The organism is Sediminibacter sp. Hel_I_10 (genome assembly GCF_000688335.1).
Taxonomy (GTDB): domain Bacteria; phylum Bacteroidota; class Bacteroidia; order Flavobacteriales; family Flavobacteriaceae; genus Psychroserpens.
This window is the reverse complement of sequence record NZ_JHZX01000001.1, coordinates 104,452-127,395: the sequence shown is the minus strand read 5'-3', so window position 1 is coordinate 127,395 and position 22,944 is coordinate 104,452. Positions and strand designations below refer to the sequence as shown.

Genomic DNA, 22,944 nt, shown 5'->3' with positions numbered 1-22,944 from the left:
CTTCAATTTAAAACCAACTTATGTTTTCTACCATATTTTTTCACGAAATTAAATATTGGCTAAAGAAGCCAGCCTTTTATATTTACATGGCCATCTTCTTTCTGCTCGCGCTTTTCTTGGCGGCTACTTCCGCAGGAATTTTTGATAGTATTACCGCAACAACAGGATCTTCGAGAATTGTTAATGCACCTTTAGGCGTTACCAATATGTTTAACGGATTGACTGTTTTTATTTTCTTTCTATTTCCATCCATCATTGGTGTTACCATTTATCGTGATTTTAAAAGCGATATGCATACCATTTTGTATTCCTACCCATTTACAAAAGCCAATTATCTATTTGCTAAATTTTTTAGTGGCATCACCATTGTCACGTGTATTGTGCTAACTATTGGCGTGGGTATGTTTATTGGTTTTAGATTGCCAGGAACCAATGCAGACATCGTAGGCGCTTTTGACATCAAGTCTTATTTTGACGCCTATTGGCTATTTATTTTACCAAATATTTTGCTCTTTGGAGCTATAATTTTTGCTGTAGTGACGTTTACAAGAAATGTCGCTGCAGGTTTTATCACTGTTATTCTCTTACTATTCGTTCAGGGATTTACAGAAAGTTTATTGTCTGATCCAGATAATCGATACTTGTCTGCTTTATTAGATCCTTTTGGAGGTGCAGCTTCTGCGTATTACACGAGATATTGGACGGTTGCCGAACAAAATGAACTTCACATTCCTATTAAAGAGGTGATTCTCTATAATCGATTGATTTGGTTAGGTGTGGCCAGTATTGTTTTTGGCTTGGTCTATAAGTTTTTCAGCTTTAGTCAAAATGCGATGACTATTTCACTCTTCAAAAAAGAAAAAGGAGAACGCTCCACCAAGCGTAATTTTGGTGGCATTACCAGAATCAATCTTCCTAAGGTTAATTTTAATTACTCGTGGGTTCAAAATTTAAAAACGACGTGGAAACTATCAACTATTGATTTTAAATATATCGTAAAAAGTTGGCCATTTATAAGTATTGTGCTGGTTGGACTTATTATTGTTTTAATTGCACTTTCAGATTTCAGTAATCCTTTTGCTACGCCTACCTATCCCAAAACTTGGCGTATGCTACAAGGTGGTGGTGCCTTTGTAATTGCTATAAACATTTGTGCATTTTTATATGCAGGAATGTTGGTAAACCGGAGCAAAACTGCGAACATGAACGGTATTGTAGATGTAACTCCAGTGCCAAACTGGACGCTGTTTATGTCCAAATTTATTGCCATAATAAAGATGCAATTACTCTTGTTATCTGTAGTTATGGTTGCAGGAATATTGTTCCAAATGTATCAAGGCTATTATGACTTTGAAATTGGTCTCTACATCAAAGAACTTTTTGGTTTAAAGTTTATCAATTATATGATATGGGCCTTTTTGGCACTTATGGTGCAAACCCTGATTAGAAACCCTTATTTGGGACTGTTTGTGCTTATTGTGTTGTCTATTGGTATCCCATTATTATCATTAGCAGGAGTAGAACAGCCTGTTTTTAAATATAATGAAGGACCAGGATTTGATTATAATGATATGAATGGTTACGGAGATTCTTTAAGCAGATACTTGCTCTACAAAGGCTATTGGTTTTTAGCAGGCTTATTATTGTTGATCGTTACTGCTTTATTTTGGGTACGTGGTTTGCCAAATTCATTTAGGGAGCGACTCAAAATAGCTAAATCGAGATTTCAATTGCCCATAGCTATATCTGCCGCTGTATTATTAATTGCCTTTTTATCATTGGGGTTCACCATTTATAAAGAAACCAATCAGGAAAATGAGAGCTATTCTTCAAAGGAACGTGAAGAATTACAAGTGAAATGGGAAAAAACCTATAAAAAATACGAAGATTACAATCAACCCAGAATCATTTCGGTTAAGTTGGATTTGGATCTTTTTCCGAAGCAAAGAGATTTCAAGGCCGCTGGAGATTATATGATGGTGAATAAAACAGAAACGCCTATCGATAGTATTTTTCTTAACCATAATGACTATCCAAGTACCTTTACATTTGATAAGGAAAATAGCTTGGTCTTAGAAGATACTATTTTCAATTTTGATATATATGAACTTAAGAGTCCGTTAATGCCCGGTGATAGCATGACCTTGCATTTTGAGATTAAGAATAAGCCCAATACCTTATTTAAAACGTATTCACCCATTGTAAGTAACGGGACGTTTGTAAATAACATGGAACTTTTTCCAAACTTAGGATATAGCGGTGGAGAGTTAACAGACGACAAAACTCGTGAAAAGTATGATTTACCGCCAAATGATCTTAAGCCAAATCCTTCAGATTCTACGGCATTAGGGAATACTTACATTTCAAAAGATAGTGATTGGATCGATTTTGAGGCCACGGTTAGTACTTCCGAAGATCAAATTGCCATTGCTCCAGGATATCTTCAAAAAGAATGGAAAGAGGACGGGCGTCGCTATTTTAATTATAAAATGGACAGTAAAATCTTAAATTTTTACGCGTTTAATTCTGCAGCATATGAAGTAAAAAAAGACAAATGGAACGATGTTGATTTAGAAATTTATTACCATAAAGGTCATGAATACAACTTAGATCGAATGATGGAAGGGATGAAAGCTTCATTGGCTTATAACACTGAGAATTTTAGTCCGTATCAACACCGTCAACTGCGTATTGTGGAGTTTCCTAGCGGAAGTTTTGCGCAGTCCTTTCCTAATACCATTCCATTTGCAGGTGATGCCGGTTTTATTGCCAATGTAGATGATAGTGAAGAAGGAGGGATCGATTATACCTATGCCATCACGGTTCATGAAGTGGCGCACCAATGGTGGGCACACCAGGTTATTGGAGCCGATGTTTTGGGAGCGACTATGCTGTCTGAAAGTTTATCAGAATATGTAGCGCTAAAAGTGTTGGAAAAGGAACTTGGGAAACCTCAAATGCGAAAGTTTCTTAAAAAGTCTTTAGATGATTATCTCACCCAGCGCACTTTTGAACGTAAACGTGAAAATGCACTGATGTATAACGACGGGCAAGGTTATATTCGATATCAAAAAGGATCTCTCGTATTTTATGCGATGAGTGATTATATTGGTGAGGATAAATTAAATAATGCTCTTAAAAAATATGTAGAGAAAGTCAAATTTCAAGACCCACCGTATACCACTTCTATAGATATGGTCAATCATATTAGAGAAGTCACTCCAGACAGCTTGCAATATGTAATTAAGGATATGTTTGAAACCATAACCCTTTATGATAATAGAGTAGTGGATGTGTCTTCTTCGGAAATGGAGAATGGTAAGTACAAGGTGGATATTGAATTTAACGTGAGCAAATATCGAAATGACGAAAAAGGAAAACGTTTTTACTCTGAAGAAGGGAGAGATAGTATTTCTTTTATTCCTGAAGGAAAAACCAAGCCTATAGTGTCCTTACCATTAAAAGACTATATTGATATTGGGATTTTTACAGAGCATGAAGTGGATGGCGTGATGAAGGAAAAAGAGTTGTATTTAAAGAAACATAAAATCACGAGTATCGATAATAATATTTCTATAATCGTTGATGAAAAGCCTACTGAGGTTGGAGTTGACCCTTATAATAAATTGATTGATACAAGGTCTGACGATAACAGACAAAAATTATAAAAGGGATGGGTTTTCATCATTTCAGAACTATGAATTCGTTTCTGAAATGGTGAGAACCCTTTCCTTATTTACTAAAATGGTTCAAATAACATAATATTAAGACCGTTTTAAGGATGGAACGAAGACAAATAATTAGATTTGCGTTTCATTTTAGTATTGGAATGATTTTGGATACACCTATAAACATGAAACAATTAGTTTACATCTTACTCATGTTTCCAGTGATGCTCTCTGCTCAAATAGAACCTGTAGAAACAGACTCTACCGATATTCAATATATTTATATTAAAGGCGATTCTATACCAAAAACGACCATTGACCTTCACGAAATATTGTTGCTGCACAAACTTAAATTCAAAAATAAGGAGGAGCGCATCAGGTATTTGATTCTTAGAAGAAAAACATTAAAAGTTTATCCTTATGCTAAATTGGCAGCAGATAGACTGACCACTCTAAATGAACGTCTGGCCACCTTAGATCGTAAGCGCGATCAAAAACGATATGCTAAAAAAATTCAGAGTTATATAGAAGATGAATTCTCTACCGAATTAAAGAAACTCACTAAAACAGAAGGTCAAATTTTGGTAAAATTGATTCATCGTCAAACAGGTACAACAACGTTTGATTTAATTAAAGAACTTCGTAGCGGCTGGCGGGCCTTTTGGTTTAATACCACGGCGAGTCTATTTGATATTTCTCTAAAAGAGGAATTTAATCCCATGCTTGTTGAAGAAGATTTCTTAATTGAGGATATTTTGGAGCGAGCCTTTCAACAACGTCTATTGGAGCGTCAAGAACCTGCCATAGTCTTTGATTTTTACGACCTCACAGATAAATGGCTGAGTAACAAGGCCTCTACAGAATCAAAAAAATAATGCGAGTACAAACGGCTTTTGAAGAAAAATTAAATGCTTGGAGCCACGGTGCTGGTGCGGTACTAGGAATTATTGGTTTAATATTACTCGTTATATTTCTTCGGAAAGAATCCCCATTCGCTTTATTTAGTGTTGTGATTTATGGCGTTTCTATCATCATTCTTTTTTTAGCATCCACCTTTTACCACGCCGTTAAAGGAGAACAAAGAAAACACTATTTTAGAATTGTAGACCACATTAGCATATACTTGCTAATAGCTGGAACGTATACGCCCGTTCTTTTGTTGACCCTTCCCGATAGTTTAGGTTGGATTTTATTTTATGTGGTTTGGGGCATTGCTGCCTTTGGTTTGATTTTAAAGCTATTTTTTACGGGCAGATTTGAGACATTTTCTACCTTATTGTATCTAATTATGGGTTGGTTAATTGTCTTTGACTTTTCCACTTTATCAGAGCGTATGCCAAATGAGGGGCTATCTCTGCTGTTTGCAGGAGGAGCCTTCTATACCGTTGGCATTATTTTTTATGCTATAGAAAAAATACCTTTTAATCACGTGATCTGGCATTTTTTTGTTTTAGCTGGTGCCATCTGTCACTTTCTAATGATTTATTTTTTTGTGATTGCTTAATCTTCAGCAATAAAAAAACTAAAGGCATTACTTCCGTAAAGCTTAGAATGAGAATAATGATCTGCAGTCGATAAGTCTGTATGCTTAGAATGTTCAATCACAAGCATGCCTTCATCTTTTAAGAGTTTATTTTCAAAGACTAATTTGGCGATTTTAGAAAACTCTTCAGTAGACCAGTCGTAAGGAGGATCAGCAAAAATAACATTATGCTGTTGTTGGGTTTGTTCCAAATACTTCATAATATCACTTTTAATGGTATTGATGGTCATTCCGAAGGCTTCTGCAGTTTCATTGATAAATTTAATACAGCCGTAATTTTCATCTACTGAGGTGATGTCTTTAGCACCTCTAGATGCAAATTCATAACTGATATTTCCCGTGCCAGCACATAAATCCAATACAGAGATATCATCAAAATAATAATGATTGTTCAAAATATTGAAAAGCGATTCTTTCGCCATATCGGTGGTTGGACGTACTGGTAACTTTTTTGGTGCAGTAATTCGTCTTCCTTTAAATTCTCCTGAAATAATTCGCATTAGTTAAAACTGTTTAAAAGCATATAGTGCTGGAGTAAATTTGATTGTTCGATAGTGTCGTCACATTTAAATTCGGTTTTAAAATCTAAAAGGTCTACAAATCGAACGTATTTGTAAGTTAACTTAAAAAGATCGTCTTCTCTTCTAATTTCACCTAAGAACCAAAGCTTTAAAGTTTCCACATCTAAATCGAGTTGTTCAATTGTAAATAGGAGGTAATAAATAAAATCTTCTTTGGTGTGATATTGAAAGGTATTATAAAATTGTAATTCTTTATTTTTTATGATAATGAGCTCAAACGATTGGGCGTTAACATGCACATAGAATTGAGTATCTTGATTGGATTGAGCTTGATAAATGAGGTTTTCCAACAACACTGTCGAGCTGTGTTTAAAAACAAAGCTTCCAAAGAGATCAAATAGATAATTATTGATATTGACCAATGGCACATACACATTAACCGCATTTACATTAGAAATCTCGTCAAAAGTAATGTAGTCAGTCTTGAGAATCTTGGCATTAAATTTTAAATAATCGGCCAAAAAAGCTTCATCAAATAAGGTTTTGGGGACTAAACAGGATAAATCATTCTGAAAAATACAAATTACATTTTGAAATGATTGCTCAAAAACCGAATGGGTATCAATGGCTGTTTTTAAGCGATGCAGGAGCTCATGCGGCGTTTCTTTTTTTTCAAAAGGAACGTGTTTTAAAAATTCAACAGTAGCGTTTTCTTTATTTAATATGCAAAAAGAAAGTCCATTCAAATGAATTTGAATGGACAGGTCTTTTACTGGTTGTGTTTTCAATCTATGTCAAATTTAATTCCAAATTGTATACTTTCTTTGGTGACCTTGTATTGAGGCCTATTAAATGAATGTTATATTGATCACTCCGTTTTGGTCAATTGTAACAACCAAAACCTAAAATTATATGTCTAGTTATTGGCTAAATTCTTAGGCCAGTTACCGGTGGTGTCAGCTTCATCCATAGAACCTACTTTAAGGGTTGGTCCTCTAACGCCATCAACAGACATGACCTCTTCTTCTTTAGATATGAGATTAGGCGCTTGATCTTGTAATATAATAGACTTTTTAACTGAGGCCTCAAAAACAGGAATGTTGCCATCTGGTAATTTACCTGCCTTTAATTCAAATTTTTCGCCTGATGCCGGACCAATGTTTTTTGGTAAGTTCATCATCGTTTGGTATCTTTTATCTGCGCCAAAGAGTGAATCTCTAACAGATACAGTTCCTAAAGTATCCGTAATAACGATATCTCTAGTGGTTTCTACACCTCCAAAACGACGGGTTAATTCTTCATCAATAATGGTAGAGTCACGACGTTGTGTAATGGTAAATTGAGCAGTATCAATAAATTTAATCAAATCATCAAAGTTTCCAGCAAAAGTTCCAGTCACTGTTCTATGGGCTAACTCCGCGTCTCTAATGTCTTGAAGTTTGGTAATTACCTTTTTATAGCGATCTTCTTTTAATTTATTAAACTTAATTTCTCCATAAACTGAGTTGAATGTGAGGTAGCCTAAAAAGATGATTAAAGCCCATAAGGCTAAATTTAGTACTGGTTTAAGTCCTTTTGGTACGAACTTATCTATTAACCAAACGATTAATATTGTAAGGAAAATAAGGCCTACAACAACAAGAATAACGTTTAACATAGTTAGTGTTTTTATTTTTTAATTTAGGAGTTTGACAAATCTACAATTTTTTTCCAATGCTAAAAACATTGTAGCGAAAATTCAAATAAAGGGGAAAGATATAAAAATACTTCCATATTTAAACAAGAAATTTGTTCTTCCCCTTGCATTTATTGGTCTAAGCATTTAACCTTATCTTGCAAGCGCTTTACAAAATTTTGCTATTAATGACTCCCTCAGATTTTTATAAACTTCTCAAGCGTAAATTTCCATTTGAACCCACCTCAAAACAAAATGTCGTTTTAGAGCATTTATCAAAATTTGTTCTTAATGACGACGAAAAATCCATCTACCTTTTAAAAGGGTATGCAGGTACAGGAAAAACAAGTATTGTAGGAACCTTAGTTTCTAATTTATGGGAGGTCAAAAAAAGTGCAGTATTAATGGCGCCTACAGGACGTGCAGCAAAAGTGATTTCTAATTATTCAAAGAAAGAAGCTTTCACCATCCACAAAAAGATCTATTTTCCTAAAAAAGATAAAGGAGGTGGCGTTAAATTCACCTTACAGCCCAATAAGCATAAAAACACCATATTTATAGTAGATGAGGCATCCATGATTCCAGATGTTTCTACCGATTCTCGCAGTTTTGAAAGTACGTCTTTATTAGATGATTTAATGCAATACGTCTATTCTGGTGTTAAATGCAAATTGTTATTAATAGGAGATAAGGCGCAGTTACCACCGGTTAAGGCCGATGTCTCTCCTGCCTTAGATAGTCAATTATTAGAGCTTAATTACAATAAGCGGGTGACAAGCATTGAGCTTGATGAAGTGGTCAGACAAGAGCAGGATTCAGGTATTCTTGTTAATGCTACCCGTTTGAGAGAAGTGCTTCATGATGAGTTTTTTGAATCTTTTAAATTTGACATTAGAGGATTTAAAGATATTATTAGACTCATTGATGGTTACGAAATCATGGACGCTATCAATGATTCGTATTCTGAAAACGGCCATGAAGAAACTGCCGTAATCGTAAGAAGTAATAAACGCGCTAATCTTTATAATCAAAATATAAGACAACGTATATTATTTAATGAGAATGAGCTAACAGTAGGCGATTTCCTGATGGTGGTTAAGAATAATTATTTTTGGATCAAACCCACAACTGAAGCTGGTTTTATTGCCAATGGAGATATCATTCAAGTATTAGAAATATTTGCAATTAAGGAGCTGTATGGATTTAGATTTGCCGAAGTAAAAATCAAAATGGTAGATTATCCTAAAATGCAACCTCTTGAAACAGTCCTTTTATTGGATACCATAGAAGCCGAAACCCCATCCCTTACTTATGAAGATAGTAATAAGCTATATTTGGAAGTGCAAAAAGACTACGAAGAAGAATCTTCAAACTATAAGAAATTTTTAAAGACAAAGAACAACTCCTTTTTTAATGCGCTCCAGGTTAAGTTCTCTTATGCCATTACTTGTCATAAATCACAGGGTGGCCAATGGACGACTATTTTTGTGGAGCAACCCTATTTGCCAAATGGTATAGATAGAGACTACGTAAGATGGCTCTATACAGCCATTACCAGAGCTAAAGAAAAGTTGTATCTCATAGGTTTTAAAGATGAATTTTTTGAGGAATAAACCGTTTGACTCTATTGAAATGATCAGAACGCAAAATATTTAAAGACAGATCAAGAGAAAAGAAATTTTTGAACAATCCAGAATTCAATCTGAAATTTCTATTTTTGATATTCTATAATTAATATGTAATACTGCCCGATGAAAATCATTTCAATGATCCCAGCACGATACGCTGCCTCACGCTTTCCTGGTAAACTTATGCAGGATTTAGGAGGTAAGTCGGTCATTTTAAGAACCTACGAAGCCACGGTTGCTACCCATCTTTTTGATGACGTTTATGTAGTGACTGATAGTGAGATTATCTATGATGAAATTGTAAATCATGGCGGTAAGGCCATCATGAGTATTAAAGAGCATCAATCTGGTAGTGATCGTATTGCCGAAGCTGTCGCACATTTAGATGTGGATATTGTGGTCAATGTTCAAGGCGATGAGCCTTTTACAGAGGTAGAAAGTCTTAGAAAAGTATTGGAGGTTTTTAAAAACGATGATAAAAAATCCATTGATTTAGCCTCTCTGATGGTAGAAATCAAGGATTGGGAAGAGATTAATAATTCCAATACCGTGAAGGTTATTGTAGACCAAAATGACTTTGCACTCTATTTTTCAAGAAGCCCGATACCTTTTCCTAGAGATAAGGAAGTTGACACAAGATATTTCAAACATAAAGGCATTTATGCGTTCAGAAAAGAAGCGTTGTTAGATTTTTATAAGCTTCCGATGCAATTTTTGGAAGCCACAGAAAAAATTGAATGCATCAGATATTTAGAATACGGTAAACGTATTAAAATGGTAGAAACCAACGTACAAGGTGTAGAGATTGATACGCCCGAAGATTTAGAACGCGCAAAAAAACTTTGGCGATAAATGACGGTTACTGGTCTAATAATCAAAATAAACATTGAAAATTAACTACAAAAACGTAAAAGTAATCGGTTTTGACGCCGATGATACACTGTGGGTCAATGAGACCTATTTCAGAGATGCCGAGACTGAAGTGGCTAAACTCTTATCTCCATATGAAACCGCAAATAAAATAGACCAGGAGCTTTTTAAAATGGAAATTAAAAATCTCCCTTTATATGGTTATGGCATCAAAGGGTTTACATTATCTATGGTTGAAATGGCTTTAGAAATGTCTAATTATAGCATATCTAATGAGACTATTTCTAAAATACTGAATATCGGCAAAGACATGCTCAATAAGCCTGTAGAGCTGCTGGAAGGCGTAGAAGATACCTTGAAAAGCTTATCACAAAATTATAAACTCATTGTACTCACCAAGGGAGATCTGTTAGATCAAGAGCGTAAACTGGAAAAATCTGGTTTGATGGATTATTTTCATCATATCGAGATCATGAGTGATAAGCAAGAAAGCAATTACTCCAAACTTCTCAATCGCTTAGAGATTAAACCCTCAGAATTTTTAATGGTTGGCAATTCCCTTAAATCAGATGTGTTGCCATTAGTGCATCTAAAGGCAGGAGCGGTACATATCCCTTTTCATACCACTTGGTTACATGAACAGGTGGAGAATCAATCTCCAAAAAATCAAAAATATGCCACTTTAGATCGTTTAACAGATTTAAAAGCCCTATTAAATCAATGACAAAAGTTGATATCCAAACTTGGGAGCGAAAGCAACATTATGAGCATTTTATAAAGCTTAAAGATCCTTATTTTGGGATGACCATTCCATTTGATGTGACTCAAGCTTACCACTTTTCAAAAACGAAATCCGTATCTTTCTTCGGAAAATATATGCACAATTGCATGCAGGCTATTAATGATGTAGACGAACTAAAGTTAAGGATCATAAATGACGAGGTGGTGCGTTATAATACCATTCATGCCTCTGCAACAATTATGAGGCCGAATAAAACTTTTGGTTTTTCTTTCATCGAATTTGATAACGATTTGAATGTTTTTTTAGATAATTTAGCTTCGGAAAAAAGACGCATTGAAGCATCGAACGATTTATTTCCGCCGCAAAATGGTTTAGATTGTATTCATTGCTCTGCGGTGCCTTGGCTTCAATTTTCAGGACATAAAGAACCAGTTTCAGAACAAATAGAATCTGTACCAAAAATTGCTTTTAGTAAAATAGAACATAAAAAAAACGACACTATAAAAATGAACGTTGCCATAAGCGTAAATCATGCTTTGGTAGACGGGTATCACCTCGGATTGTTTTCAGAGAAATTTCAATATTATCTCAACAGTTAAGGACATATATCCAACTATGTTTTTATTTTTGTCAAAGAAGATTATTAAATGATTTATAAAAATTACCCAATGGTGTCCAGAGTCGTTTTTGGACGTGGATGTTTTAATCAATTAGGCGATATTTTACAGCCTAAACGATTAAATGTCAAGGCACCATTTATTTTTTTGGTAGATGCCGTATTCAAGGGCAACTCTTGGTTGACCTCCCGGATACCTTTGGCATACGATGACCAAGTGTTCTACATCTCTGCAGACGAGGAACCAAAAACATCTCAAGTAGATGAATTGGTAGAAAATATCATACTTTCTTATAAAGACCGACCATCTGGTATTATTGGCATTGGAGGTGGAACCATTTTAGATTTAGCAAAAGCGGTATCTATCATGATCACTAACGAAGGCCAAACCAAAAATTATCAAGGTTGGGATTTGGTTAAAAACCCTGCCATTTATCATGTAGGTGTACCTACAATTTCTGGTACAGGTTCAGAAGTTTCAAGAACTACCGTATTAACGGGACCTGATAAAAAATTAGGAATTAATTCAGATTATACACCCTTTGATCAAGTGGTGTTAGATCCGGAGCTCACCAAAGGCGTGCCCAAAGATCAATGGTTTTATACAGGTATGGATTGCTATATTCATTGTATAGAGTCTTTAAATGGAACCTATCTTAATGCCTTTAGTAAGAGCTACGGCGAAAAAGCATTTGAGTTATGTAAATCCATTTTTATGGAAGGGGACTTGTCAAAAGAAGAGGCACAAGACGAATTGATGATGGCCTCTTGGCATGGCGGTATGAGTATTGCGTACTCCCAAGTGGGAGTGGCACATGCTATGAGTTACGGACTTTCTTATTTATTGGGAACAAAGCATGGCATTGGTAATTGTATTGTTTTTGATCATCTTGATGAGTTTTATCCAGAAGGCGTGCAACTGTTTCGAAAGATGAAAGAAAAACACGACATCAGTCTTCCTCAAGGGATTTGTAAGCATTTGTCTGATGAAGAATTTGATATCATGATTGATGTGGCTTTAGGTTTAGAGCCTCTATGGGAAAACGCTCTTGGTAAAAACTGGAAAAATATAATAACTCGTAGTAAGCTAAAAGCGCTATACCAACAGATGTAGTATGTCTTGGCTAGCTAAATTTATTTATTTTAAGCTTTTAGGTTGGCAAATTACTGGAAACACTAATTTTTCAAAAGATACCATAAAAAAAGTGGTGATCATAGCGTTGCCTCATACAAGTTGGCATGACTTCTATATTGGTCTTCTTCTTAGAAAAATCACTCAACTCAAAACCAATTTTGTAGGTAAAAAAGAACTGTTTAAATGGCCTTTTGGCTATTACTTTAGAGCTATAGGTGGTTCTCCTTTAGATCGTACTCCAGGTCAGAACAAAGTAACTGCCATTGCTCAGTTGTTTGAGAATACATCAGAATTTAGGTTGACACTTGCTCCAGAGGGAACTCGTAAAAAAGTACAAGATTGGAAAACAGGGTTCTATTACATTGCTAAAGCAGCCAACTTACCTATTATCATGTTTACGCTTGATTTTCAGAATAAAAAAAATCACATTTCACAACCATTTTATCCAACTGATAATATGGAGGCAGATTTTAAATTTATGAAGTCTTTTTTTGATGGGGTAGTAGGTAAAAAGCCCGAATACTCCTAAAGCCATTGTCGCATTAACAGATGTTTTTGGCATCGTTTTTGATTATTTAAAAGTATACTAAGAGACTGAAATATAAAGTAAACGTCCCGTCCCTAAAAAGAAACAGTTCTTAAGTATGTTTATAATGAGGCCATTTTAGAAATTTCTAGAATGGCTTTTTCATTGCATATTTTGAAATTATGCAGATGATTTTTGTTTTTCCTCAAATTTAGTCAGAAGGTTTTTTGTAGTATGTCTCAATTTATTCTTAAAAAATAAGGTCTTGCCCAAAACCGTTCCTTTGAAGCCAAAAGCCTGTTTAGACCATTTGTAAAGATCAAAACGATCAACATGTTTGATGATTTTTCCGTCTTTGAACTCAAATTGAGCTTCTACGGTATTATGTACTTTTCTTCCTGTTTTAGTAAACGTGTAAAACGCTTCCCAATGTGCACTGCCAGAATCTTCATGAACTGTAATGTTAGAAAAAACCACTTTAAAATCTTTATTTTTTTGAGATTTACAGAGCATTCGCCACATATTACAAGCGTGATTGCCTTTTAAAGTTCCAAAAGCGGGATCTTCAAACACAATGTCCTCATGGTAACAGGCTACCATTTGCTCTGCATCTAGATTTTGAAAACCTTTATAAAATGATTCTATTATCGATGTCATTAAAATTCAAATTTTTATAAAGTTACGATAATTTCAGAGGTCTGTTTTAGAACCACATAACAAATGCGATTCTTAAAGTCATGTTAAACCATCAGTATTTACAGACACTATAAGAACTAATAGTCCGTATGCGTCGTATATAGAATTATAACAATTAAATTTTAATTTATGAAAAGAGTACAATCATTTAAATTTTTAACCTTGCTTTTTGCAAGTTCAATAGTAGCATTCTCTTGTAGTGATGATGATGACAGTGGATCAAATCCCGCGCCTGCAAGTATGACAACGCTTTATGCTTCAAATAATTCAAACGGTAACATCACATCTTACGATGTAACAGATGTTGCAAATATTACTACCAAAACACTTGTAACCACTTCAACTGCTGCAGACGGAATTTATTACGATTCTTCAGCTGATGCTGTAGTGCAAGCCTCTCGCTCATCTAACGGTCTAGAAGGCTACAATAATGTTTCTGATGTGGTTTCAGGAACTACAATTGAAGTTAATCTTTTAGGAACTACAGATATGGAGAGCCCGAGAGAAGTAGCCGTTAATGGCGATTTTTACGTTGTTGCAGATAATACCGATTTAGATAATAATCCAGAGACAGCTGAAGGTCGATTTTTTGTGTATTCTAAAAACGAAAATGCCTTTGCTTTAAGAAATACAATTACAGTAAATTTTAAAGTTTGGGGAATGACATTTAACGGTAACAATTTATATGCAGTTGTTGATGGAACAAATAAATTGGCGGTATTTAGCGACTTTTTATCAAACATGGATGATGTGACTATTGCTGCTACAAAAACAATTATAGTCGAAGGAATTGTTAGAACTCACGGAATCACTTATGATTCTAATTCTAATACAATGATTCTTACAGATATTGGTGATGCTACCAATACTCAAGATGATGGTGGGTTTCATATCATTGATGATTTCACAAGCAAATTTAATGCTACTGCAAATGGAGAAATCTTAGCAGTAGGAGAACAAACTCGAGTTTCAGGTGCATCTACATTATTGGGTAACCCAGTGGATGTAGCTTATGATTCTGTTACAGGTATTGTTTATATAGCCGAAGCTGGAAACGGCGGTGGTAGAATTTTAGCGTTTAACAATATTGGTAATGGCGGCAATTTAACACCTGCAGTTAACAATAATTTAGCGGCTGCATCTTCAGTATATTTAACGAAGGAGTAGTATAAAAATTTGGGATTAGATTTGAAAAGAGGTCATCAATTATTGATGGCCTTTTTTTTGTTTATTTTTTTTCGTCTTTTATAAAACCCTACTTCAATTTACTTCGTATGTATATTGAAGGGAATCACAAAATGCTATTAGTCAACCTTTCAAATTAACGTAAGTTAATCGTTAATTGCTATGAAGAGGAGAAAAGGCCATCAATTATTGATGGCCTTTCTTTTTTTTAATTACTACAGTATTGGTTAGAATTCTGGGATTCTTAATACATACTTCTAACTTTTCTCAATTTATCTTCCCAAGTGGAAAGGTCAGCTTTCTGCTTATCGATATTTTTCAATACGTCTTTTACCAATGGATTGCTCTCATCAACATTAGAGAAAAATTGAAGGTTGTTTTCTAATTGATTGATTTCCCCTTTAAGCTCGTCAATACGTTTCTTAATGAAGTTCTGCTCATTATCCAATAATCGTGTATCGTTTGGCTGTGCCAAGCTTTCCAATTTATTTTCAAACTTGATCATTTCAACCTTAGATTTGTCCATATCCAATTGGCCAAATAATCCGTCTAAGACCTTATTAAATTTACCGTCTATGCTTCTTTTGTTTGATGGTACATGACCAATGGTCTTCCATTGTTCAATGAGGTCTTTGATGGTTTTTAAATCTTCTTTACGTTCTCCAGAAAGTTTTAAAGCTTTTACCTCTTCTAAGAGGTCTTGTTTCTTCTCAAAAGCAACCATTAATTCTTTGTTGGCCTCGTTGCGTTCTGCGTTAATGCGCTCAAAATAATGATTACAAGCAGCTTTAAACTGTTTCCAAATTTTATCACTGTCCTTTCTTGGGACATGACCTATTTTTTTCCAATCGCTCTGGATTTTTTTCATTAAAGGCGTTGTAGACTCAAAGTCTTCATTATCCTTGTTGTCTTGAGCAATTTTAATAAGTGCCTTTTTCTTCTCAAGATTTTCGTATTGATCTTTTTTGAGATCTTTATAGAATGTGTTTTTCTTGCGGTTAAAGTTTCTTACAGCACTTTTAAATTTACTCCATGTAGCATCGTTGGCACTTTTAGGAACGCGTCCTGCGTTAAAGAATTCTTCTCTTAAAGCTTCAATAACCTTTATTTTTTTCTGCCATGCTTGATGAGAATTAGAAGCATCTAAAGCAACCTCCTCAATTTTGGAAATAATGTCTTCTTTACGCTCAAGGTTTTTTTCCTTCGCCTTGTCTACATCTTCGTAATACGCTTGGCGTTTGTCATGTATAGCTTTCGTGGCATTGCTAAAACGATCCCAGATCTCATCGCGATGCTCTTTAGCTACTGGCCCAAGATCTTCTTTCCAAAGCTTATGTAATACTTGCAATTCTCTAAATGCACGGTTGATGTTGTCATCTTTTGCAAGTTCTTCTGCGCGCTCTATGATTTTAAGTTTCTGGTCGAGATTGTGTTTAAAATCCATGTCACGCAAATCTCTATTGAGGTGCAGAAAATCATAGAAAATCTCAACGTGGTGATGGTAAGAATTCCAAGCATTGTTATAGACATCTCTAGGAATTGGTCCAGCAGTTCTCCATTGTTCTTGGAGATCTTTAAAGTGCTTGTAAGTGGTGTTTATATTTTCCTCAACATTGATAAGTCCTTTAATCTCTTCAATGATTTCGAGACGCTTGTCAAGGTTAGACTTTAAATCATTTTCTCTTGCTTTGTAATACGTCTTAATCGCATTTCTGTAAGCTTTATATGCTGTATTAAATCGTTTTTTTGCAGGAGTTGAGAAATAAAAATCAATTTCATTACCACCCTCACTTAAAAACTCCTCTTTTTTCTCTTCAAGCAGTTCTTCAAATTTAGAATTGAATTCTGCCTTTATTTCATCGACTTGTGATTTTATGGTCTGCACCTTTTTTTGTGCATTAAGTTGCTCTAGTTCTTCGACCAAAGCATCCATACTCATTTTATCATAATCTTTACTTTCCAATTCATGACGTTCGCTATTGCTCTCATCCTCGGCATCCTCGGCATTAGCGGCTTCAATCTCCTCAACGTGGGCCTCTTTCTTTTTCTCTTCGGAAGAAGTCTCAGTAGCTACAGCTGCTGATGCCTCTTTTGAGACAGTCTCATCTTGTTTTGCTTCTACTGCAGGAATTTCAGTGTGGCTTTCTGAAGGTCTCTCAATCAATTGATCAGAAACATTAGAAGGTATAGCGACGGCTTTATTTTCTGTGTCTTTTACTTCGGTTTGATCTGAAGAATTTTCAGAAGTCGTGTTTTCAGAAGCTTCCGTTTTGCTACCCTCTTGTTGCTTAGTATTTTGCTCTAGTATTCCATCTGCTTTTGGCAGGTTATCTTGCTCAGACATGGTGTCATTATATTTGTTAGATGGCTAAGATACTAAATAGGCAACTGATAGTCAAAAACGAGACGTGTGTTTATGGTAATAGGGCACAGCATAAATAGATCGTATCATATAAGCAGCCCATGAATTTTGAAGCTGAAATTTTAATTTCAGAATTAACCTTTAATGATAAGAGGTGCTTTTAAGATTCTAAATTCCAGATTTGCCATGCCTTTTCTGCCTGAAATCGCAGCATATCATGACCGTTACAGGTGGTTGCACCTTGTTCTTTTCCGAATTTCAAAAACTGTGTTTCTTCAGGATTATAAATTAAATCGAATAGCACGTGTGCTTTTGAAATGCCTTGATACGGAATCTCAGGATACAACTCCACCTTAGGGAAAGTGCCCAAAGGGGTGCAATTAATAATAATTTGATATTGCGCTATAATTTCTTCTGAAAGTAAATCATACGTATATGTAATGCCATCCCGCATTGTTCTTGAGACGTAGTCAAAATCAATTTCCATCTGCTTTAGCGCATAAGCCACGGCTTTAGATGCACCACCTGTACCAAGAATTAAAGCCTTTTTGTGGCTGGGTTTGAGAAGTGGCGTAATTGATTTTTTAAAGCCATAATAGTCGGTATTAAAACCTGTTAATACACCTTTTTTTGAAACGGTAATGGTATTGACAGCTCCAATTTCTTTGGCAGTTTCATCAAGACTGTCCAAAAAAGACATCACCTGTTGTTTGTAAGGGATGGTCACGCTCATACCAACAATATCAGGATTGTTTTCAAGTAATTTTGGTAATTCTGAAATAGAATCTAAATCAAAATTCTCATAGGTATGGGGTAAATTTTCAGCAGTAAACTTTTTAGTAAAATAACCTCGCGAAAAGGAGTAATCAATATGTTTACCTAAAAGACCTAATCTAGACATAAGCAGTTTTTGTTTTTTCGCCGTACCATTCTAAAGCTAGCACAGCAATGATCCCTATTAAAACAAATCCTATTGCTAGGAGCGTTTCAGAGTTGAAGTCTGGGATATAACGTTCGTAATTTTCGATAATTTTTTTTCCTGTAGAATCATATAAAAATTGGTCTTCATCTGTAGATTTAAAAATGGTTTTTTTCCAAGGCCAGACAACGCCTAGTGACCCGACGATAAATCCAATAATAGAGGCCGTAGTAATGCTTCTGTAGTTTTTGAGGACGTAGCTCAACATGTGAGAGAAGGTGACTAATCCTGTAACCGAGCCTAGTGTAAATACAGCCAAAACTTTTAGCAAACGAATACGTGGTGCATTTTGAAAAAAGCTAAAATCACCTGAAATGACTTCGGCAAAAGTATCATAAAGCGAATTTACCGAATCCACCAAAAGCAATACATAATTGCCTAATAAAATCAATATGAATGAACCAGAAAAACCAGGTAAGGTCATCCCGGAAACACTGATGATTCCGCAGAAAAACACAAAGAAAAGATTGTCATTTTCGGTGGCAGGATTTAAAAAACTAATTCCAATACCCAAAGAAATGCCTATGGCTAGAGATGAAATGCTTTTATAGTTCCAATCGTTAAAATCTTTATTAATAGAGTAGATGGAGCCTAATATCATCCCGAAAAACAAGCTCCACACAAAAAGTTCGTAATGATGTAAAAAATAGTCAAGAATCTTTGAGATGCTAAAGTAGCTCACAATCATTCCCAAGAATAACAGACTTAGAAATTTTCCGTTGATATACCTATAGAAACTCTTGAATCTACCATTAAGTATCAGTTTAAAAGCATTCTTGTTAACGTGTCTAAGAGAATAAATAAACTCTTCGTAAAACCCTGCAACAAATGCCACAACGCCACCAGAAACACCAGGCACCTTATTTGCAGCCCCCATTCCCAGACCTTTAATGACCAGAAAAAAACGATCTGCAAACGTACGGGTGCTTTCCATTAGGCCTGAGGTTTTTTATTGCCTAAACGTTCTAAAATAAGAATAAGAGCGAAACCAATAATTACAAACAAAAGGGCCATCCAGAAACGACTATCTCCGTCAAAATTTTGAGGTAAAATACTTCTATCTAGCACAGTGACTTCGATGTCCTCTGAATTGATCCTTGTTTTAAGCGTTTCTTTCCAAGGCCATATTTTATTGAGAGATCCAATCATAAACCCTGTTAAAATGGCCAAGATTAAGTTTTTTTGATGCTTAAACATCCAGTTTAAAGCTTTGGAGAATACTTTTAAGCCAATAATAGCTCCAATCCCGAGTAAAACTACTTTTAGAAAAGCATCTTTAAACATTTCAAAATTACCAGTAGACAGACCTTCAATAAGCTTATTTATAGTGTTTATGGCAGTTTCATAAGCACCTAAAATTAGCAAGATAAACGCCCCAGAAACTCCAGGTAAAATCATGGCAATTATGGCGATGAATCCGCAAAACAAAAGATATAAGGAACTATCAGGTGAGGCAAACGGCTCTGCCATTGTGATAAAGTAAGACAAAACGGTGCTGGCCACAATAGCCAAAATTACTTTTGGAGACCAACTTGTAATTTGTTTGCCAACATATAATATACTCGCCAAAACAAGACCAAAGAAAAACGACCATAGTAGAATAGGTTCGTTGAGTAACAGCCATTTTATCAGTTTGGCCAATGATAAAATGCTAATGATAATTCCTGAGAACAAGGCTAATAAAAAGGAGCCGTTTATAGATTCCCATGCGGATTTAATCCCTTCTTTTTTCCAAACTTTGAAGACATCAATATTGATTTGATCAATGCTTTCAATAAGTTCTTCATAAATCCCGGAAATGAACGCAATGGTTCCCCCAGAAACTCCAGGAACTACGTCAGCAGCGCCCATACCGATGCCTTTTAGGGCAATGACTATATAATCCTTAAGATGTCTTGACATGTGTTTGAATCTAAAATCGAGTTGTTAAAGATAAAAAAATAATGACCTCCTCGTTTTATTTAAGGCATATACATGGTTGAGGCCAACACCTTAAAGCGCAGTTCTTTTTTATCGATGACTTCATAAGACAATAGCATTTCTCCCCAATACGTTCCATCTGTAAAACTCGCAATGATCCACTTGTGGTTAAGCATACGCACTTGGTCAATAAGCATTTTATTCTCTGTCATTGAGGCGTAAGGCACCAAAGGGTGATCTTCAGTGTCGTAAACGTTAAGCTCGTACAACTCGTCTTTTATAAAAGGAATAAACTCAGAAATCTTAAATCCTTCATTCTCAATGTAGGTCATGGCATCATCATTGGTTTCAAAATTGAAACTATAGATGTTTGACGCTTCTCTATCTTTAAGTAATTGAATGGAGTCTTTGTAAACCGTATTTTTTTCCATGTAATTGGTTAACTTTTCATCATAGTTTTCTATGATGCTTTTTGAGTTAACAAATTGAAAAATCACCAGTAAAAGGGTGAAGATAAACAGGTACATGAATAATCTATTCTTCATAATCTAAATATGGATTTGTAAAGTATCGTAAGCTAAAAAAACGTTCTCAGGCAATTTTTGTTGCACCACATCATGAAAACCTAAATGATGACTAATATGGGTAAGATAAGCACGTTCGGGTTTCACTTCTTCTATTAATTCTAAGGCTTGTTCAAGATTAAAATGTGAGATGTGTTCGGTTTCCCTTAGCGCATTTACCACTAATACTTTGACGCCTTTTAGTTTATCTATTTCCTCTTGGGCAAGGGTCTTCATATCGGTTAAATATGCAAAATCTCTAAATCGAAAACCAAAGACCTGAAGTTTATGGTGGTATCCATTTATGGGCATCACTTCTAAATTTCCTAAAAGAAAAGGGGTGTTCTTAATTTCGTTTTCAATAACGCTTGGAACTCCTGGATATTTGTCTTTTGTAGTAAAAATATAAGCAAAACGCTGATGTAATTGATCCAAAACACGTTCGTGGGCATAAAAAGGGATATCACCTTGTCTAAAATAAAAGGGTCTAATATCATCAAGACCTGCAGTATGGTCGGCATGTTCATGAGTAAAAACAATACCGTCAATTTTAGAACAATTGGCCCTTAGCATTTGTTGTCTAAAGTCTGGGCCACAATCAATGACATAAGAGTAATGCTCCCATTCAATCAATACCGAAACGCGTAAGCGTTTATCCTTATGATTGTCGCTTAAACAAACGGGGTGATCACTGCCAATTATCGGGATACCTTGTGACGTTCCAGTTCCTAAAAATGTGACTTTCATCGCTAGATTGTTTAACGCAAAAATAGGGTTTATTTTTTTAGTTTAAGGGGCTAATTTAATACCTTTGTAGGAAGAAAAACCCAAGCTAAAGATGGAAATAACCTTAAAAGGAGATAAGGAGTTTGATGAGATTCCTTCATTAAAAACGAAGTGTCTTCGCATTAATCTTAACGAAAATATCTACGGAACCTTTGCTGAAATTGGTGCAGGCCAAGAAACAGTAAGACAGTTCTTTAGGGCTGGGGGAGGTTCTGGCACAATAGCAAAAGCAATGTCTGCTTATGACAAGGCTTTTAGCGATGCCATTTATGGAATTGAAGATGACAAGCGCTATGTCACAGAGGCAAGATTGCGTAAGATGTTAGATCACGAAATTGGTCTGGTTGAAAAACGCTTGATTAGAGATGAACATCCAAATAAGATGTTTTTTGCTTATGCTAATACTGTGGCAACTATAGATTTCGCAAAGAAATTTAAAGGTCACGGTTGGGTAGGGCTTAAATACCAAGTGGATCCTAAGCAAGAGTATAACGAAATTGTGTTACACTTACGTTTCAAGGAAAATGATGCCAGATTACAACAAGAAACATTGGGAATTTTAGGGACTAATCTTATTTATGGCGCCTTTTATAAATATAACGAACCCAAAAAATTACTGCGCTATCTCTACGATCATTTAGATAAAGATCAAGTAGAAATAGATACCATCAATTTTGCAGGACCCATTTTTGAAGATGTAGATAACCGTTTGATGAGCTTACAGTTGGTCAAAAACGGAATGACAGATGCGGTAATGTTTGCGCCAGATGGTAATAACGTGTTGCCAGCTAGAGTACTTTATAAAAAGAATATCTTAACCTTAAGAGGTAGTTTTAGACCTGTAACTAAGGTGAATATGGACATGTACAAGAAATCGTACGATATGTTCATTAAGGAAAATAAGGTCGATTTAGATAACACACAAGTCATTTTTGAAATCACCCTTTCTAATTTAAGAGCTGAGGGCGAAATCGATGAACAGGATTTTATGGATCGCGCCAAATTACTCTGTTCTCTAGGCCAAACGGTGCTTATTTCAAACTTTCAGGAGTATTATAAACTTGTGGAGTACTTCTCTCAATATACCAAGAATAGAATGGGTCTGGCCATGGGTGTCAACAACCTGGTGGATATCTTTGATGAGAAATACTACAGACATCTAAGTGGTGGTATTCTAGAAGCCTTCGGAAAATTATTCTTCAAGGATCTTAGGGTATATTTATATCCAATGAAAAACGATGATGGTACCATTACCAATAGCGAAAACTTAAAAGTCCACCCGCGTATGAAGGAGCTTTATAAGTTCTTTAAATACAATGGTAAAGTCGTCGATATTACCGATTTTGATGACACCATTTTGACTATTTTCTCTAGAACTGTCTTAAAGGCAATTTCAGACGGAAAAGAAGGTTGGGAAGAAATGTTGCCACCGGGAGTTTCAAAGTTAATCAAAGAGAAAAGCCTATTTGGTTGCGAGACCGAGCAGGTGCATCTAGAAGAGTAATACTTTAAAATACAAACCATCTTTC

Annotated in this window: 21 protein-coding genes; 11 read left to right on the top strand and 10 right to left on the bottom strand. The window is 35.2% G+C overall.

Annotated features, from left to right (window positions below; genetic code table 11):
- Positions 1-20 precede the first annotated feature (20 nt).
- From P176_RS0100650 to P176_RS0100640, 3 genes are all read left to right on the top strand, one after another.
- Entirely contained in the window at positions 21-3,668 is a 3,648-nt protein-coding gene (locus P176_RS0100650) for a M1 family aminopeptidase (RefSeq protein WP_026752892.1), read from the top strand.
- Between the two features lie 185 nt (positions 3,669-3,853).
- The gene (locus P176_RS0100645; RefSeq protein WP_026752891.1) at positions 3,854-4,543 is read left to right on the top strand and encodes a DUF4294 domain-containing protein; all 690 of its coding nucleotides are present in this window, start codon (positions 3,854-3,856) and stop codon (positions 4,541-4,543) included.
- Positions 4,543-5,172 carry a hemolysin III family protein gene (locus tag P176_RS0100640; protein ID WP_026752890.1) on the top strand — a complete coding sequence of 210 codons (630 nt, stop codon included), beginning with the start codon at positions 4,543-4,545 and terminating at the stop codon, positions 5,170-5,172. The genes P176_RS0100645 and P176_RS0100640 overlap by 1 nt, the downstream gene beginning before the upstream one ends.
- On the opposite strand, the gene rsmD is transcribed toward P176_RS0100640, so the two are convergent.
- From rsmD to P176_RS0100625, 3 genes are all read right to left on the bottom strand, one after another.
- Entirely contained in the window at positions 5,169-5,711 is a 543-nt protein-coding gene (gene rsmD, locus P176_RS0100635) for a 16S rRNA (guanine(966)-N(2))-methyltransferase RsmD (protein ID WP_026752889.1), read from the bottom strand. The two genes, P176_RS0100640 and rsmD, sit on opposite strands and share 4 nt — an antisense overlap.
- On the bottom strand, positions 5,711-6,520 hold the full coding sequence (locus P176_RS0100630; RefSeq protein WP_026752888.1) for a DUF3822 family protein: 810 nt from the start codon (positions 6,518-6,520) through the stop codon (positions 5,711-5,713). The genes rsmD and P176_RS0100630 overlap by 1 nt, the downstream gene beginning before the upstream one ends.
- A gap of 128 nt (positions 6,521-6,648) precedes the next feature.
- Complete coding sequence (locus P176_RS0100625; RefSeq protein ID WP_026752887.1) at positions 6,649-7,389, bottom strand: hypothetical protein; 741 nt, start codon at positions 7,387-7,389, stop codon at positions 6,649-6,651.
- Positions 7,390-7,595: 206 nt separating this feature from the next.
- On the opposite strand from P176_RS0100625, the gene P176_RS0100615 reads away from it, so the two are divergent.
- The 6 genes from P176_RS0100615 (at position 7,596) to P176_RS0100590 (ending at position 12,927) form a co-directional block, all read left to right on the top strand.
- On the top strand, positions 7,596-9,020 hold the full coding sequence (locus P176_RS0100615) for an ATP-dependent RecD-like DNA helicase (RefSeq protein WP_026752886.1): 1,425 nt from the start codon (positions 7,596-7,598) through the stop codon (positions 9,018-9,020).
- 138 nt (positions 9,021-9,158) lie between these two features.
- Complete coding sequence (gene kdsB, locus P176_RS0100610; protein WP_037348596.1) at positions 9,159-9,887, top strand: 3-deoxy-manno-octulosonate cytidylyltransferase; 729 nt, start codon at positions 9,159-9,161, stop codon at positions 9,885-9,887.
- A gap of 34 nt (positions 9,888-9,921) precedes the next feature.
- Complete coding sequence (locus P176_RS0100605; RefSeq protein ID WP_026752884.1) at positions 9,922-10,629, top strand: HAD family hydrolase; 708 nt, start codon at positions 9,922-9,924, stop codon at positions 10,627-10,629.
- Positions 10,626-11,246 (top strand): CatA-like O-acetyltransferase, encoded by a 621-nt coding sequence (locus P176_RS0100600; RefSeq protein WP_026752883.1) that lies wholly within the window; start codon positions 10,626-10,628, stop codon positions 11,244-11,246. Before P176_RS0100605 ends, P176_RS0100600 begins: the two co-directional genes overlap by 4 nt.
- A 48-nt stretch (positions 11,247-11,294) precedes the next feature.
- Complete coding sequence (locus P176_RS0100595) at positions 11,295-12,377, top strand: iron-containing alcohol dehydrogenase family protein (RefSeq protein WP_026752882.1); 1,083 nt, start codon at positions 11,295-11,297, stop codon at positions 12,375-12,377.
- 1 nt (position 12,378) lies between these two features.
- Entirely contained in the window at positions 12,379-12,927 is a 549-nt protein-coding gene (locus P176_RS0100590) for a 1-acyl-sn-glycerol-3-phosphate acyltransferase (protein ID WP_026752881.1), read from the top strand.
- A 177-nt stretch (positions 12,928-13,104) separates the two neighbouring features.
- On the opposite strand, the gene P176_RS0100585 is transcribed toward P176_RS0100590, so the two are convergent.
- The gene (locus tag P176_RS0100585; protein ID WP_026752880.1) at positions 13,105-13,581 is read right to left on the bottom strand and encodes a nuclear transport factor 2 family protein; all 477 of its coding nucleotides are present in this window, start codon (positions 13,579-13,581) and stop codon (positions 13,105-13,107) included.
- Between the two features lie 168 nt (positions 13,582-13,749).
- Here P176_RS0100585 and P176_RS0100580 point away from each other — a divergent pair, with 168 nt between their 5' ends.
- A complete protein-coding gene (locus P176_RS0100580) occupies positions 13,750-14,787 on the top strand; it encodes a hypothetical protein (protein ID WP_026752879.1) in 1,038 nt (345 codons plus the stop codon).
- A 262-nt stretch (positions 14,788-15,049) separates the two neighbouring features.
- On the opposite strand, the gene P176_RS0100575 is transcribed toward P176_RS0100580, so the two are convergent.
- From P176_RS0100575 to P176_RS0100550, 6 genes are all read right to left on the bottom strand, one after another.
- On the bottom strand, positions 15,050-17,149 hold the full coding sequence (locus tag P176_RS0100575) for a DUF349 domain-containing protein (protein ID WP_026752878.1): 2,100 nt from the start codon (positions 17,147-17,149) through the stop codon (positions 15,050-15,052).
- Between the two features lie 178 nt (positions 17,150-17,327).
- Entirely contained in the window at positions 17,328-18,068 is a 741-nt protein-coding gene (locus P176_RS0100570) for a shikimate dehydrogenase (RefSeq protein WP_026752877.1), read from the bottom strand.
- Positions 18,061-19,080 (bottom strand): DUF368 domain-containing protein, encoded by a 1,020-nt coding sequence (locus P176_RS0100565; protein ID WP_026752876.1) that lies wholly within the window; start codon positions 19,078-19,080, stop codon positions 18,061-18,063. Before P176_RS0100565 ends, P176_RS0100570 begins: the two co-directional genes overlap by 8 nt.
- Entirely contained in the window at positions 19,080-20,048 is a 969-nt protein-coding gene (locus tag P176_RS0100560) for a DUF368 domain-containing protein (RefSeq protein WP_026752875.1), read from the bottom strand. Before P176_RS0100560 ends, P176_RS0100565 begins: the two co-directional genes overlap by 1 nt.
- Before the next feature lie 59 nt (positions 20,049-20,107).
- On the bottom strand, positions 20,108-20,611 hold the full coding sequence (locus P176_RS0100555) for a hypothetical protein (RefSeq protein WP_026752874.1): 504 nt from the start codon (positions 20,609-20,611) through the stop codon (positions 20,108-20,110).
- Positions 20,612-20,614: 3 nt separating this feature from the next.
- The gene (locus tag P176_RS0100550; protein WP_026752873.1) at positions 20,615-21,376 is read right to left on the bottom strand and encodes an MBL fold metallo-hydrolase; all 762 of its coding nucleotides are present in this window, start codon (positions 21,374-21,376) and stop codon (positions 20,615-20,617) included.
- 91 nt (positions 21,377-21,467) lie between these two features.
- Here P176_RS0100550 and P176_RS0100545 point away from each other — a divergent pair, with 91 nt between their 5' ends.
- Positions 21,468-22,919: a hypothetical protein gene (locus P176_RS0100545; RefSeq protein ID WP_026752872.1), complete on the top strand. Its 1,452-nt coding sequence runs from the start codon at positions 21,468-21,470 to the stop codon at positions 22,917-22,919.
- The last annotated feature ends 25 nt before the right edge of the window (positions 22,920-22,944 follow it).